This window comes from Streptomyces sp. BF23-19, assembly GCF_041106355.1.
In the GTDB taxonomy this organism is placed as follows: domain Bacteria; phylum Actinomycetota; class Actinomycetes; order Streptomycetales; family Streptomycetaceae; genus Streptomyces; species Streptomyces virginiae_A.
Genome location: NZ_JBGBPT010000090.1, coordinates 16,550 through 30,013 on the forward strand (window position 1 = coordinate 16,550; position 13,464 = coordinate 30,013).

At 73.5% G+C, this 13,464-nt stretch carries 13 protein-coding genes; 9 read left to right on the plus strand and 4 right to left on the minus strand.

Annotated features, from left to right (window positions below; genetic code table 11):
* Window positions 1-45: 45 nt before the first annotated feature.
* Entirely contained in the window at window positions 46-1,551 is a 1,506-nt protein-coding gene (locus AB8A24_RS35650; protein WP_369478575.1) for a hypothetical protein, read from the minus strand.
* Window positions 1,552-1,650: 99 nt separating this feature from the next.
* On the opposite strand from AB8A24_RS35650, the gene AB8A24_RS35655 reads away from it, so the two are divergent.
* The 4 genes from AB8A24_RS35655 to AB8A24_RS35670 all read left to right on the plus strand — a co-directional run bounded on the left by AB8A24_RS35655 (window position 1,651) and on the right by AB8A24_RS35670 (window position 4,282).
* Window positions 1,651-2,445, plus strand: a complete 795-nt coding sequence (locus AB8A24_RS35655) for a 5-oxoprolinase subunit PxpA (RefSeq protein ID WP_328964145.1) — start codon at window positions 1,651-1,653, stop codon at window positions 2,443-2,445.
* Complete coding sequence (locus tag AB8A24_RS35660) at window positions 2,442-3,065, plus strand: allophanate hydrolase subunit 1 (protein WP_369478576.1); 624 nt, start codon at window positions 2,442-2,444, stop codon at window positions 3,063-3,065. The genes AB8A24_RS35655 and AB8A24_RS35660 overlap by 4 nt, the downstream gene beginning before the upstream one ends.
* Window positions 3,058-3,963, plus strand: coding sequence for a biotin-dependent carboxyltransferase family protein (locus tag AB8A24_RS35665; protein WP_369478577.1), 906 nt, complete (start codon window positions 3,058-3,060; stop codon window positions 3,961-3,963). Before AB8A24_RS35660 ends, AB8A24_RS35665 begins: the two co-directional genes overlap by 8 nt.
* Before the next feature lie 73 nt (window positions 3,964-4,036).
* Entirely contained in the window at window positions 4,037-4,282 is a 246-nt protein-coding gene (locus AB8A24_RS35670) for a hypothetical protein (protein WP_369478578.1), read from the plus strand.
* A gap of 95 nt (window positions 4,283-4,377) precedes the next feature.
* Here AB8A24_RS35670 and AB8A24_RS35675 read toward each other — a convergent pair whose 3' ends face one another.
* Window positions 4,378-5,775, minus strand: a complete 1,398-nt coding sequence (locus tag AB8A24_RS35675) for a HEAT repeat domain-containing protein (RefSeq protein ID WP_328964141.1) — start codon at window positions 5,773-5,775, stop codon at window positions 4,378-4,380.
* A 332-nt stretch (window positions 5,776-6,107) separates the two neighbouring features.
* Entirely contained in the window at window positions 6,108-6,530 is a 423-nt protein-coding gene (locus AB8A24_RS35680; protein WP_328964140.1) for an ankyrin repeat domain-containing protein, read from the minus strand.
* A 329-nt stretch (window positions 6,531-6,859) separates the two neighbouring features.
* On the opposite strand from AB8A24_RS35680, the gene AB8A24_RS35685 reads away from it, so the two are divergent.
* Together AB8A24_RS35685 and AB8A24_RS35690 are read left to right on the plus strand one after the other, a co-directional pair.
* Entirely contained in the window at window positions 6,860-7,054 is a 195-nt protein-coding gene (locus AB8A24_RS35685; protein WP_030031218.1) for a hypothetical protein, read from the plus strand.
* A 69-nt stretch (window positions 7,055-7,123) separates the two neighbouring features.
* The gene (locus AB8A24_RS35690) at window positions 7,124-8,716 is read left to right on the plus strand and encodes a hypothetical protein (RefSeq protein ID WP_328964139.1); all 1,593 of its coding nucleotides are present in this window, start codon (window positions 7,124-7,126) and stop codon (window positions 8,714-8,716) included.
* A 36-nt stretch (window positions 8,717-8,752) separates the two neighbouring features.
* On the opposite strand, the gene AB8A24_RS35695 is transcribed toward AB8A24_RS35690, so the two are convergent.
* Complete coding sequence (locus tag AB8A24_RS35695; RefSeq protein ID WP_266389046.1) at window positions 8,753-10,255, minus strand: PLP-dependent aminotransferase family protein; 1,503 nt, start codon at window positions 10,253-10,255, stop codon at window positions 8,753-8,755.
* 225 nt (window positions 10,256-10,480) lie between these two features.
* On the opposite strand from AB8A24_RS35695, the gene AB8A24_RS35700 reads away from it, so the two are divergent.
* The 3 genes from AB8A24_RS35700 to AB8A24_RS35710 all read left to right on the plus strand — a co-directional run bounded on the left by AB8A24_RS35700 (window position 10,481) and on the right by AB8A24_RS35710 (window position 13,425).
* Window positions 10,481-11,251 carry a glycerophosphodiester phosphodiesterase family protein gene (locus AB8A24_RS35700; RefSeq protein ID WP_328964137.1) on the plus strand — a complete coding sequence of 257 codons (771 nt, stop codon included), beginning with the start codon at window positions 10,481-10,483 and terminating at the stop codon, window positions 11,249-11,251.
* 67 nt (window positions 11,252-11,318) lie between these two features.
* The gene (locus AB8A24_RS35705; RefSeq protein WP_369478579.1) at window positions 11,319-12,737 is read left to right on the plus strand and encodes an MFS transporter; all 1,419 of its coding nucleotides are present in this window, start codon (window positions 11,319-11,321) and stop codon (window positions 12,735-12,737) included.
* Window positions 12,738-13,050: 313 nt separating this feature from the next.
* The gene (locus AB8A24_RS35710) at window positions 13,051-13,425 is read left to right on the plus strand and encodes an RNA polymerase-binding protein RbpA (protein ID WP_007262928.1); all 375 of its coding nucleotides are present in this window, start codon (window positions 13,051-13,053) and stop codon (window positions 13,423-13,425) included.
* Window positions 13,426-13,464 lie beyond the last annotated feature (39 nt).

Here is a 13,464-nt window from a genome sequence, read left to right on the forward strand (position 1 = left end):
CCGCCCGGACCTGCCCCTCAAACGCCGGCGAGGCTGAACAGGCGGTCATGCCCCCTCCGCACGGTCGGCGGCCATGCCGGCGGCGTCCAGGAGGGCGGTGCCGACGATGAGGTCGGCGCCGCCGAATTCGTGGTCGTCGAGCTGCGTGCCGTCGTCCACGGCGAAGAGCATCCGCTGCTCGCCCTGCCGGTAGGCCGTGCCGACGGCCGGGCTCGCCGCGTGGACGGCCAGCAGGGCGACCAGGTAGGGCAGTTCGGGATCGCTGCGGCGGGCCTCCGCGAGGAGTCCGGACAGCCGGCGCGGGGCGTCGTGCGGGAGGTCCAGGAGTTCCGTCGCGGCGGCGAGCTGCTCCTCGCTGAAGCGGCTGTCGTCCGGGGTGGCGATGAGGTCCGGCTCGGGCATCTCCGCGCCGAGGTGCTCGCGCTCCACCGGCGGGGTCAGCAGGATCTCGACCAGGTCGGCCACCCGCACCGAGACGGGGGTACGCAGCCCCGCGCCGGAGGCGAAGAAGGCGGCGGTCACCCGGCTCGCCTGCTCCAGGGGGAGCGGCAGGAGCGGGGCGACGAGCTGGCCGTACAGGTCGATGCCGGAGCGGGGCGCCGGGGCCGCGAAGGCCTGGCGGTCCTGTTCGGCGCGGAACAGCGGGCCGGCGTCCAGCAGTCGGGACTGGAGCTGGGTGTGGCGGCGGATGCAGTCCTTGACGATGTCGACGAGTTCGGCCGCGCGCCGCTTGTTCTCCGGCTCCTCCGCCTCGTCGCGCGCCTTGCGGATGTTGGTCAGGATCGCGTTCTCGTGCCGGTAGCGGTCGGCGACGTGGTCCAGGGCCTCTGCGATCATGTCGGGCACGGCCTGCAGCCAGTCCACCGCCCGGACGTTGCGGCGGGTCGCGTCCAGGGTGCGGCGCAGCGTCTCGGCGTACTGGACGGTCCGGTAGCGGGCCTGCTCGGCGGCGAGCTGGGCGTCGGCCAGCCGCCCGCGGCTGATCAGCACCTCCAGTTTGACCTCGGCGGCGATCTGGGCGCTGGTGACGTCGGTGTCGAGGGCGCCGACCAGGACGTTGACGGCCTCGTCGGTGGTGCGCAGGTAGACCACGCCGCCGTGGCCGGGGACCTCTTCGATCAGCTTGAAGTCGTAGTCCCGGCGCACGTAGACCCCGTCGGGTCCGAAGGTGCCGTAGATGGCGCGGAAACCGCGGTCCACGCTGCCGACGTTGATCAGGTTCTCCAGCACCCAGCGGGCCACCCGCTCGTGCTCGGCCGCCGGGCGGGACGGGGCCTGGGCCGCGACGCGCGGCAGCAGCCTGGTCACTATCTGCTCGTGGTCGGCGCCCGTGTCGAAGTCCATGTTGAGCGTGACCAGGTCGATCGCGGCCAGCGCGACCTCCGCCATCGCGTAGACCCCGTACTCGCCGGCCAGATTGGCCTTGCGTACGTCGAGGTCGTGCAGCGGGGCGGTGCAGGCGAGGGCGCGCAGCCGCCGGGCCAGGCCCTCGTCGGCGGCCGGGCCCGGCGCCGGGGACGGAAGGGTCTTCGCCGGGGCAGGGAGAGTCACGGACAAAGACTAGGTCCTGTTGCTGACAACATCCCAAACGGCATGGTTCGGCCGGATCGTCCCGACCTTCGCTCCGGTCGCCTGCTCTACGCTCGGCGCATGGATTCCATGATCGCATCCGCTGCTGTGATCGACCTCAACGCCGACCTCGGCGAGGGCTTCGGGCGCTGGGCGCTCACCGACGACGAGGCCCTGCTGTCCGTCGTCACGAGCGCCAACGTCGCCTGCGGCTTCCATGCCGGTGACCCGTCCATCATGCGCCGGGTCTGCGAGCTGGCCGCGGAGCGGGGCGTACGGATCGGCGCGCAGGTGTCCTACCGCGATCTGGCCGGGTTCGGGCGGCGCTCCATGGACGTGCCGCCCGGCGAGCTCGCCGACGAGGTGGCCTACCAGATCGGGGCCCTGGAGGTGTTCGCGCGGGCGGCCGGCTCCCGGGTGTCCTACGTGAAACCGCACGGCGCGCTCTACAACCGCACCGTGCACGACGCCGACCAGGCCGCCGCCGTGGTCGCGGGCGTCAGGCTGGCGGCCGGCTCGGGTGCCACCGGGGGCCTGCCCGTGCTCGGACTGCCCGGGTCGCTGCTGCTGGCCGCCGCCGCGGAGGCGGGGCTGGCGCCCGTACCGGAGGCCTTCGCCGACCGCGCCTACACGCCGGCCGGGACGCTGGTCCCGCGCGGCGAGCCGGATGCCGTGCTCCACGATCCGGACGCGGTCGTGGCGCGGGCCGTCCGGATGGCCGCCGAGGGGACGGTGACCGCGGCCGACGGTTCGTCGGTCCGGGTGGCCGCGCGCTCGCTGTGCCTGCACGGGGACACCCCGGGCGCGGCCGGGCTCGCCCGCCGGGTCCGGGAGGCGTTGGGCGCGGCCGGGGTCCGGGTGGAGGCCTTCGCGTGAGGACCCTGGTGGTGGGGGGCGAGGCGCTGCTGATCGAGCTGGACTCGGCGGACGAGGTCGCCGCGCTCCACGCCGAGCTGCTGAGCCGCCGGGACGCGGGCGAGCTGGGGCCGGTACGGGAGCTGGTGCCGGCCGCGCGGACCGTGCTGCTGGACGGCGTACGGGACCCGGCCGCGCTCGGTGCCCGGATCGCGCGATGGGAGGTGCCGCCGCTCGCGCCGACGCAGGGGCCGCAGGTCACCGTCCCGGTGCGGTTCGACGGCCCGGACCTGGCGGAGGTGGCCCGGCTGTGGGGGGTGGCCCCCGGGGAGGTCCCGGGGATCGTCGGCGCCACCGACTTCCGGGTGGCGTTCTGCGGGTTCGCGCCGGGCTTCGGGTATCTGACGGGGCTGCCGGAGCGGTTCCACGTGCCCCGCCGCGCGTCGCCCCGTACGGCCGTCCCGGCGGGCTCGCTGGCGCTGGCCGGGGAGTACGCGGGTGTGTACCCGCGCTCCTCCCCCGGCGGCTGGCAGCTGATCGGCTCCACGGACGCGGTGCTGTGGGACCCCCTGCGGGAACCGGCGGCGCTGTTCGCGCCCGGCGTCCGCGTCCGGTTCACGCAGGAGGCCGGCCGTGGCTGAGGAACTCCCGGAACCCCCGGGACTCCCCGGACCGCCGGGGCTGCTGGTGGTACGGCCGGGGGCGCTGACCACGGTCCAGGACCGGGGCCGCCCCGGCTACGCGCACCTCGGGGTCCCGCGCTCGGGAGCGCTCGACGCGGCGGCGTACGCGCTGGCCAACCGACTGGTCGGCAACGCGCCGGACGCGGCGACGCTGGAGACGACCCTGGACGGGGTCGGGCTACGGGCCCTGGCTGCGACCACCGTGGCGGTCACGGGCGCGCCCTGTCCGGTACGGATCTCCGGGCGCCCGGTGGCCTGGGGAGCGCCGGTCCGGCTCCCGGCCGGGGCGGAGCTGGAGGTGGGCCGGGCGGAGTCGGGAGTGCGCGGCTACGTCGCGGTGCGGGGAGGCCTGGCCGTCCCGCCGGTCCTGGGCAGCCGCTCCACGGACCTGCTGTCGGGGCTGGGGCCGCCGGCCCTGTCGGCCGGGATGCTGCTGCCGGTGGGCCCGCCGGGCCCGGATCCGGCTGCCGGGGCGGATGCCTGCGGCCTGCCCGGGCCCCCTGCGGAACTGCTGCTCCCGCTGCGGCTCGGGCCGCGGGCGGACTGGTTCACGGAGGCGTCCCTCGCCGGGCTGTGGCGCTCGGAGTTCCGCGTCTCGGCGGCGTCCAACCGGATCGGGCTGCGCACGGAGGGGGGCTCCGCGCTGGTCCGCGCCCGGCCGGGCGAGCTGCCGAGCGAGGGCATGGTGCTGGGCGCGGTCCAGGTGCCCCCGGACGGGCTGCCGGTGGTGTTCCTGGCCGACCACCCGGTGACGGGCGGCTACCCGGTGGTGGGCGTGGTCCCGCCGGGCCCGGCCCTGGACTCGGCCGCGCAGGCGCGGCCGGGTACTCCGGTCAGGTTCGTGCGGGCCCGATGAAACGTTTTCGGGGGCTGCGGCCAAGTACCGGGTGAGGGGACCGACCGGGTCTCCTGTGCAGGGGAGGAACCGGGTGCGCAGCCCACGACACGAGACCGGCCCACCGGACCTCACCACGCCCGAGGGGTTCGCGGCGTTCTACGAGGAACACATCGACGCCGTACTCGGCTTCGTCACGCGCCGGGGACTCGCCTTCGGAGTCCTGTCGAACGAAGACGTCCCGTACTGCTCGGTCGACTTCCGCGAGGCCCTCCTGGAGCTGCAGCGGGCGGGGCGCCCCACCCGAACCCCCGGCGCACCGGCCACCATTTCGCCCTGATCACGCTCCACGCCCGTACGCCGTCACAGCACTCGGCCCGGCCCCCTCTTGTCAGGGGACCGGGCCGAGTGGTGTCGGTGGGGCTGCCGGCGGGGCTACACGGCCGATTCCGGTGCGATGCGGCTGCGGACGGCCGACTGGACGTCCTCCTCCTCCGCCGGATCGGCGGCCAGGCGGCGCAGCCGGGGTGCCACGCGGGCGTCGGCCGTCTCGGCGTGGTGGGCGGCCACCTCGCGGGTGGTCTCCTCGCAGTCCCACAGGCATTCGACGGCGAAGCCCGCCGCGAAGGAGGGGTCGGTGCTGGCCAGGGCCCGTGCGGCCCGGCCGCGCAGGTGGGACGAGGCGGTCTCGCGGTAGATGTGGCGCAGCACGGGGGCCGCGCAGCCGATGGCGAGCCGGCCGGCCCCGTCCACCAGGGCGAACAGGCGCCGGGTGTCAGGGCCCGCACCGCGCACGGTGGAGCGCAGGGCGCCCAGGACCAGGCCTGCGTCCTCGGCGCCGCCGCGGGCGGCCAGCGTGGCCGCGGCGGCCTCGCCGAGCGCGTCGGGGCGGTGGACCCAGCGTCGGGCCCGTTCGACGGCCTCGGGGCCGCACATGCGCTCGTAGGCGGCCACGGCGGGCTCGTCGGCGGCGGCTTCGATGAGGTCCAGCACGGCCGGGTTGTCCGGTTCGGCGAGGACCAGGTGGTGCAGGGCGGTGGCCCGGGCGGCCTCGCCGTCGGCGCCGGCGGCGGCCGCGAGGATCGCGGAGCGGTCCTCGGGCTGGGCCACGGCGGCCAGGCAGCGGGCCGCGGGGACGTGCAGCGGGGTGCCGCGGCGCAGGCCGTCGGCGGCCCAGTCGAAGACGGCCTGGACGCCCCAGCCGGGACGGGGCCCGCTCGGGTTCATCTGGCGCTGCCAGCGGTCGAAGGAGCCCTGCTGACGGGCGGCGCGCAGGCGCTGCCCGTACTGGGGGGTCTCCTCCCACAGGCACCACGGGCGGGGCTCGTAGGCGTCGCGGACGGCGGCGGCCAGCCGCGCCTCGCCCTCCGCCGTGGCGGGGAAGCGGGCGAGGACGGCCGCGGCCAGGGACCGCAGGCCCTCGTCGTCGTCGCGCAGGGCCAGCTCGTCGAGTGCCCAGGCCCAGTTGGCCCCGGAAGCGGCGTAGCGGCGCAGCAGCATGAGCGCGTCGTCGCGGCCGTAGGAGGCCAGGTGGCCCAGGACGGACAGGGCGAGGCCCGTGCGGTGGTCCTCCTCGTCGACGAGGTCGTCGGCGCTGAAGAGGTGGGCCTCGATCTCGCCCAGGGGACCGGCGAGGTCCAGGTACAGCCGGGCGTAGTACAAGGAGCGGTTCTCGACCTGCCAGTCCTGGCGCGGGTCGCGGAGCACGCACTGGTTGAGGGCCTCGAGGGCCTCCGCCCTGGGTGCCGCGAGTGCGTGCAGCGTGCCGTCGCCGCGGCCCCGCTGAAGGAGCCCGAGCAGGGTACCGCTCGGTGCTATGACTGGTTCGAACATGGGAATGGCCTCAAATCAAGCTGGGGACGCAACCGGGAATCGGGATTCACAGGGCCGCGTAACAGCATGTGAGGACGTCCGCCGTCATGTTCCGCTCGATGTAGACCATTGCCTTCTCACTCTCGTCGGTGCTTCGTGACCATGGAGGCCGGGCCGGGCCGGCACACCCTTCGTGTCCTGCCCGCTTCTGCCCGTCCCCCGTGCTCGCGAATCGAATCCGACGCCATGATGACCCAGGCGGTTTGTGCGCCGCGACCACATTTATGGCCGCCGTGACCAACCTGTGAGGTCCGGATGTGCCCGGGCCGCGCCAGATCCCAGGCAAAACCGGACTACTCAGCTCCGAAAAGTTCCAGCAGGTCGGCCTTGGCGAACATGCGCGCCGTGTCCACGGCGGAGGGGGTTCCGGCCTTCGGGTCGGCTCCGCCGGCGAGCAGCGCGCGGATGACGGCCTCCTCGCCCTTGAAGACCGCGCCGGCGAGCGGGGTCTGGCCGCGGTCGTTGGCGCGGTCGGCCTCGGCGCCGCGGGCCAGCAGGGCCGACACGGCGTCGGCGTGACCGTGGTAGGCGGCGAGCATGACCAGGGTGTCGCCTCGGTCGTTGGTGAGGTTCGCCGGGACCCCGGCGTCCAGGTAGGCGGTGAGCGCCTCGGTCTCACCCTGACGGGCGAGGTCGAAGATCTTGGTGGCCAGCTCGATGACGTCCTCGTCGGGGACGTCCTGGGAACCGGAGCCCTCCGCTGCGTGCTCGCTCATGGTTCGTACCGCCTTTCACTCGTTGCTGACATGGTCCGCCCGCCCGTCACGACGTCGAGGACCCGGCCGGGGCCGGGCGGGCAGGGGGGCGCACGGCGCTGCGTCCGTACGGGTGAATCGCCAGAGTAGCGCCCTGGCCTGCACATGTCCGGGTCGGGCCGAGGCAATGATCACCCTCGACGCACCGCGCGCCGGGCACGCCACCCAGGCTGAGCCGGTCAAGTGAAAAACCTTTGAATTCACCCGAATGCACCTTTTGTCGCATTGATACTTCCTGTGAGCCTGGAAGAACTGATGGTGACTGTCCCCACCAACCAGGAGAAAACCTCATGGTCCTGTCCATCTCAGGCGTGGTCCTGCTCGGCATCATCTGCTTCCTCTTCTTCAAGAAGGACGGGATGAAGCTGACGCACGCGTTCGTCTGCTCGCTCTTCGGCTTCTTCCTCGCCGGCTCCGCCATCGCCCCGAGCATCACGGCCAGCACGGCGAGCCTCGCGAGCCTGCTCGGCGGGATCAAGCTCTAGCCCGGCCATCACCCAGCGACACCAGCAGCACCCGGAACACCGTCACACCCACAACTCCAGGAGACGCCCGTGGCCCGGCGCCCACTTCCCCGCATCCTCAGCAGCGGCACCACGTCGCTGGCCCGGGGCCGCGACCTCGCTCGCACGGCCGCCGACAGTGCCACGGACGTCCTCCATCCGCTCCTCGTCATCGGACGCGGCCTGCGCATCCTGGCCGCGGCCGGACGGCGCCGGTGGTCGCAGACCCCCAAGGACAAGCGTGGTCCCGCGCTGTTCCTCGGAGCGGCCTGCGTCCTCGTGGTCGCACTCGTCCCCTACGGTCCCCTCCTCGCCCTGATCACCCTCATGGCGGCGGCGGCCTGGCACGGACGCGACCGCACCCCGGCGAAGACCGGACCCAGCGATGCCGAGACCGAACGGCTCGGCTCCCTCTACGAAGCCCTCGTGCCGTACTTCTCCATCCCGGAGGACCCGAGTCCGCTCTTCGCCCACGGCGGTGACTGGGACAAGGCCTTCAGCGGCTACGAGTTCGACGAGGCGGGCCGCGTCACCCGGCTCCACATCCGCTACCCGGCCTACTTCACCGACGGCGAGGCCGCCTCACGGGCCCGGATCGAGGCATTGCTGCACGCCAAGTCCGGGCGCGGACGGGAGTATCTCTTCGACTGGGACGAGGAGGGCAACCAGCTCGACCTGAGGGTGCTGGCGGCGCTGCCGACGGGCATCGCCGCCCAGCCGTTCGTCACCTCCCCCGGCGAGACCGTGCTCGGCTTCACCGACGCCGGCGGCGTGCAGCGCACCCTGCCCGTCCTGGAGGGCGACGAGCCCCGGGACGTACCGCCGGTGATCTGGCGCACCGGGCCCCGCTCCACCGAGCCCCACCTGCTGGCCGTCGGCCAACCCGGCAGCGGCACCTCCACCCTGCTGCGCTCCGTCGCCCTGCAGGCCCTGCGGCACGGGGGCGACGTACTGATCGTCGACGGCGGCGGCAGCGGCGAGTACTCCTGCCTGTCCGGCCGGGCCGGCGTCCTCGCCGTGGAATGCGGGCCGACCGGGGCACAGGCCACCCTCGAATGGGCCGCGCAGGAGACCGAACGGCGACTCATCGCCACCCACCGGGCCCGCGAGGTCGGCCGGCCCGCGCCCGAGGACACCCGGCGACCCCTGTGGATCCTGCTGGACCAGCCGAGCGTGCTGGCCCACCTCGCCGTCGCCGAGGGCGGCCCCGACCCGCTGGCCCAGCTGCAGGTGCCGCTGCGGCACGGACGGCCCGCGCACGTCACGGTGGTGGTGGCCGAACAGTTCGGGCACCTGGAACTGCTGAACGACGCCGTCTGGCAGCACACCCGCGCCCGCGTCGTGCTCGGGCCCGCCGCCGTCCAGCAGGTCGCGGACGTCCTGGGGCTGCCGCCGCACACCACCCCGACGGCCCAGGTGCCGCCGGGCCGCGGGTACGCCCGGCTCGGCACCGGGCCCGTGCACCGGCTGCAGGTGCCCGCCACCCCGGACCCGTACGACGAGGGAACGCACCCGGCGTACCGCCAGGCCGTACTGGAACTGCTGCCGGAGCGGCAGCCGGGCCCGAACCGCCTGCTGTCGGCCAAGTCGCTCCGGGCGCCGGCCCTCGACGCCCAGCCGGAGGTCGCGGCGGAGGCTCCGTAGCCCCCGCCGGGCCGGGGTGGGCGGGGGTGGGGCCGGCTACGCCACGAACGTGCGCGGCGGCTCCGCCCCGCTCCCGCCCGCGCCCGTACCGACCAGCCGGGCCGCCGCCGCCAGCCGGGAGGCGGCCTCGTCGGCCACCGGCCCGCCCACGGTGAACGGCAGCCGGACGTAGCCCTCGAAGGCGCCGTCCACACCGAACCTCGGCCCCGAGGGCACCCGTACGCCGACCCGCTCCCCCACCTCGGCCAGCCGCGAGCCGGAGAGCCCGCCGGCGCGGGCCCAGAGGGTCAGCCCGCCCCGGGGCACCTCGAACTCCCAGTCCGGCAGCTCCCGGCGGACCGCCGCGACCAGCGCGTCGCGGTTCTCCCGGGCCTGCTCACGGCGGATCCCGACGGCCTCCCGCCAGCCCCCGGTCCGCATCAGCCAGTTCACCGCGAGCTGTTCCAGCACCGGCGTGCCCAGATCGGCGTACGCACGGGCGGCGACCAGGCTGCGGATCACGTCGGGGGCGGCGCGGACCCAGCCGATCCGCATGCCCGCCCAGAACGCCTTGCTGGCGGATCCGACGGTGACGACCGTGCTGCCCGCCGGGTCGAAGGAGCACACCGGGCGGGGCATCTCCAGCTCCGGGTCCAGTTGGAGCTCCAGCATGGTCTCGTCGGCCACCAGGACCGTGCCGGCCGAGCGGGCGGCCTCCACCATCGCGCGGCGCTGGTCCTCGGAGGCCAGCGCCCCGGTCGGGTTGTGGAAGTCGGCGACCACATAGGCGAGGCGGGGGGCCGAATCGCGCAGCACCTGCCGCCAGACGTCCATGTCCCAGCCGCTGAGGCCGTCGGCCATGGCGACGGGGACGAGGCGGGCCCCGGCGGCGCGCATCAGCTGGAGGATGTTGGCGTAGGAGGGGGACTCGACGGCGATCCGCTCACCGCGGCCGGCGAAGAGACTGCAGATGGCGTCGATGGCGCCCATCGCGCCGGTGGTGACCATGATCTGTTCGGGCATGGTCGGAATGCCCTGCTCCGTGTAGCGGTCCGCGAGCATCCGGCGCAGCGCCGGCAGCCCCGCCGGGTAGTCCCCGTGGGTGTGCGCGTACGGCGGCAGCTCCTCCAGGGCGCCTTGGACGGCCTTGGTGAGCCAGGGCTCGGGGGCCGGGAGCGCGGCGCAGCCCAGGTCGATCATCGAGCCGAGGGACTCGGGCGGCAGCGGCTCCAGGCCCCGGGCGGGCAGCGGGTTCCCGGCCGGGACGGAGGTCCAGCTGCCGGCGCCGCGACGGGACTCCAGGAACCCCTCGCCGCGCAGGGCCTCGTAGGCGGCCGCGACGGTGGTGCGGCTGAGGGAGAGGGCGACGGCCAGTTCCCGCTCGGCGGGCAGCCGGGCGGCGACCGGGACACGGCCTTCGAGGACGAGCAGGCGGATGCCGTCGGCGAGGGTCCGGTAGGCGGGGAGCTTGCGCGCCCCGGGGACGCTGGGCCGCTCCTGCTGGGAGGTGATGAGACGGGCGAGCTGTGCGGCACCGACCGCTGAGGTCCATTCGGCCATGCTGTCCGGTCCACCTTCGTCGAATTGGCCCCGCCCGACCCCGGGCGCGGCCGGTATTGGATCGCTTCCGCCCCTACACCCTGTCACGCTGGGGGCCACCCGGACCAGGGGTGGGGGGTACCGCGTACCCGGCGGCGGGGTTAGGACGGCCGCGACGACGCGCCGTTCATCAGGCAGCCATCGAGCCGCACCCTCCCCACGGGTAACAAGGGGCATACTGCCGCCGTGACGCACGTACGCCTTCGCCATCCGTATCTGGACCACCCGGCTCCGATCCCCTTCGCGCACCGGGGCGGTGCCGCGGACGGGCTGGAGAACACCGCCGCCGCCTTCCGTCGGGCCGCCGAAGCGGGCTACCGGTACTTCGAGACCGATGTGCACGCCACCGCGGACGGGAAACTCGTCGCCTTCCACGACTCCACGCTGGACCGGGTCACCGACGGCCGGGGCCGGATCGCCGAGCTGCCGTGGAAGCGGGTCCGCGAGGCCCGGGTGGCGGGCACCGAGCCGCTGCCGCTCTTCGAGGAGCTGCTGGAGGAGTTCCCGGACGCCCGCTGGAACATCGACGTCAAGGCCGAGTCGGCGCTGCACCCGCTGGTCAACCTGATCGCCCGGGCCGGGCTCTGGGACCGGGTCTGCGTGGGCTCCTTCTCGGAGAGCCGGGTGGCCCGCGCCCAGAAGATCGCCGGGCCCCGACTGGCGACCTCCTACGGCGTACGTGGAGTGCTCGGCCTGCGGCTGCGCTCGTACGCGATTCCCGCGGCGCTGCGCGTGGGGGCGGTGGCGGCGCAGGTTCCGGAGACCCAGGCAGGCATCCGCGTCGTCGACCGCCGGTTCGTACGGACCGCGCACGAGCGGGGACTCCAGGTACACGTCTGGACCGTGAACGAACCGGAACGTATGGAGGCTCTCCTCGACCTGGGTGTCGATGGCATCATGACCGACCGGATCGACATCTTGCGCACGGTGCTGGACCGGCGCGGGGCCTGGGCCTGACGCGCCCTTCGCCCCCTGCCCGGGCCGGGATGCCGTTGCGGAACGGGACCAGCGAGGGGGACACCGCATGAGTGCGGAAGAGAGCAGCAGGACCGAGGAAGCGGAACCCGGGGCGGAGGACGACGGAACCGCGGCCGGCACGGCGGCTGCGACCGCGGCCGCGGTCTCGACCGCCGAGCGCAAGCGCGAGCAGCGGGGCTGGTACTTCTACGACTTCGCCGTCTCGGTCTACTCGGCGAGCGTGCTGACGGTATTCCTCGGGCCCTACCTGACGGCCGTGGCCAAGTCGGCCGCGGACGCCGAGGGCTTCGTTCACCCGCTGGGCATCCCGGTGCGCGCCGGATCCTTCTTCGCCTACTCCGTCTCGGCCTCGGTGATCCTGGCCGTCCTGCTGATGCCGCTGGTGGGGGCCGTCGCCGACCGGACCGGGCGCAAGAAGCCGCTGCTGGCGGCGGCCGCGTACACGGGCGCCGCGGCGACCGCCGGAATGTTCTTCCTGGGTGGCGAGCGTTATCTGCTGGGCGGCCTGCTGCTCATCGTGGCGAACGCCTCCCTCTCCGTCTCGATGGTGCTCTACAACGCCTATCTGCCGCAGATCTCCACCCCCGACGAGCGGGACACCGTCTCCTCGCGGGGCTGGGCCTTCGGCTACACCGCCGGCTCGGTGATGCTGGTGGTGAACCTGGTGCTCTACATGGGCCACGACTCCTTCGGCCTCTCCGAGGGCATGGCGATCCGGATCTGCCTGGCCTCCGCGGGTCTGTGGTGGGGGGCCTTCGCGCTGATCCCGCTGCGCCGGCTGCGGGACCGGGCCGTGGTGCGGGAGCCGGGGGCGGCTCCGGCCGTCAGCGGCTGGAAGCAGCTCGTCGCCACCCTGAAGGACATGCGGCGCTACCCGCTGACCCTGTCGTTCCTGCTGGCCTACCTGATCTACAACGACGGCGTGCAGACCGTGATCTCCCAGGCCTCCATCTACGGCTCGGAGGAGCTGAAGCTGGAGCAGTCCACCCTGATCGGGGCGGTGCTGCTGGTGCAGGTCCTGGCGGTGGCGGGCGCGCTGGGCATGGGCCGTCTCGCCCGGATCCACGGAGCCAAGCGGACGATCCTGGGCTCGCTGGCCGCGTGGGCGGTGACGCTGGCGGCCGGCTACTTCCTGCCGGCCCGGACGCCGGTGTGGTTCTTCGCGCTCGCGGCGATGATCGGGCTGGTGCTGGGAGGCAGCCAGGCGCTGTCGCGCTCGCTGTTCTCGCACCTGGTGCCGGCGGGCAAGGAGGCCGAGTACTTCTCGGCGTACGAGATGAGCGACCGCGGCCTGAGCTGGGTGGGGCCCCTGGTGTTCGGCCTGACGTACCAGCTCACGGGCAGCTACCGGGACGCGATCATCTCGCTGGTGGTCTTCTTCGCACTGGGATTCGTGCTCCTGGCGCGAGTGCCGGTGCGGCGCGCGGTGGAGGCGGCAGGCAATCCTGTACCGGAGCGGATCTGAGAGCGGGTCCACGAGTGCGCCCCGCCCGGATCTACGAACGAATTCCGAACGAATTTAGACGTTGAAGCAAAGGGCCGGTAGTGTACGCCTTTGACCTGCCAGGCGGACCGTTACTGCGCGCTCAAGAAGCGTGGACGTTGGGTGACATCTGCTGCCAGATGTGACAAAACGGGCATTGGTGGGTACAACAAGGGGCGGCACGACGGGCGACGCACGACCCGGAGCGGGAATCTATACCGCCGACCGGACGTTGACCGGATGACGACGACAGCGACACCTGTCCTGTGGGCGACAAGCCCGGGAGGCACGATTCATGAGTGAGCGAGCTCTCCGCGGTACGCGCCTCGTGGTTACCAGCTACGAGACGGACCGCGGCATCGATCTGGCCCCGCGCCAGGCGGTGGAGTACGCATGCCAGAACGGACATCGATTTGAGATGCCGTTCTCGGTTGAGGCAGAAATTCCGCCGGAGTGGGAGTGCAAGGCGTGCGGCGCCATGGCACTCCTGGTGGACGGGGATGGGCCCGAAGAGAAGAAGGGCAAGCCTGCGCGAACGCACTGGGACATGCTCATGGAGCGACGCACCCGCGAGGAGCTGGAGGAAGTGCTGGCCGAAAGGCTGGCGGTCCTGCGTTCCGGCGCCATGAACATTGCCGTGCATCCGCGGGACAGCCGCAAGTCCGCCTGACAGCCGGACGGATACACAAGCCGAGGGGCCCCGCCACAC

Excerpts from the sequence above, each read along its gene's own strand:
- AB8A24_RS35655 (WP_328964145.1), top strand. The coding sequence starts at position 1,651 with ATGGATTCCATGATCGCATCCGCTGCTGTGATCGACCTCAACGCCGAC.
- AB8A24_RS35675 (WP_328964141.1), bottom strand. The coding sequence starts at position 5,775 with ATGTTCGAACCAGTCATAGCACCGAGCGGTACCCTGCTCGGGCTCCTT.
- AB8A24_RS35680 (WP_328964140.1), bottom strand. The coding sequence starts at position 6,530 with ATGAGCGAGCACGCAGCGGAGGGCTCCGGTTCCCAGGACGTCCCCGAC.
- AB8A24_RS35685 (WP_030031218.1), top strand. The coding sequence starts at position 6,860 with ATGGTCCTGTCCATCTCAGGCGTGGTCCTGCTCGGCATCATCTGCTTC.
- AB8A24_RS35695 (WP_266389046.1), bottom strand. The coding sequence starts at position 10,255 with ATGGCCGAATGGACCTCAGCGGTCGGTGCCGCACAGCTCGCCCGTCTC.
- AB8A24_RS35705 (WP_369478579.1), top strand. The coding sequence starts at position 11,319 with ATGAGTGCGGAAGAGAGCAGCAGGACCGAGGAAGCGGAACCCGGGGCG.
- AB8A24_RS35710 (WP_007262928.1), top strand. The coding sequence starts at position 13,051 with ATGAGTGAGCGAGCTCTCCGCGGTACGCGCCTCGTGGTTACCAGCTAC.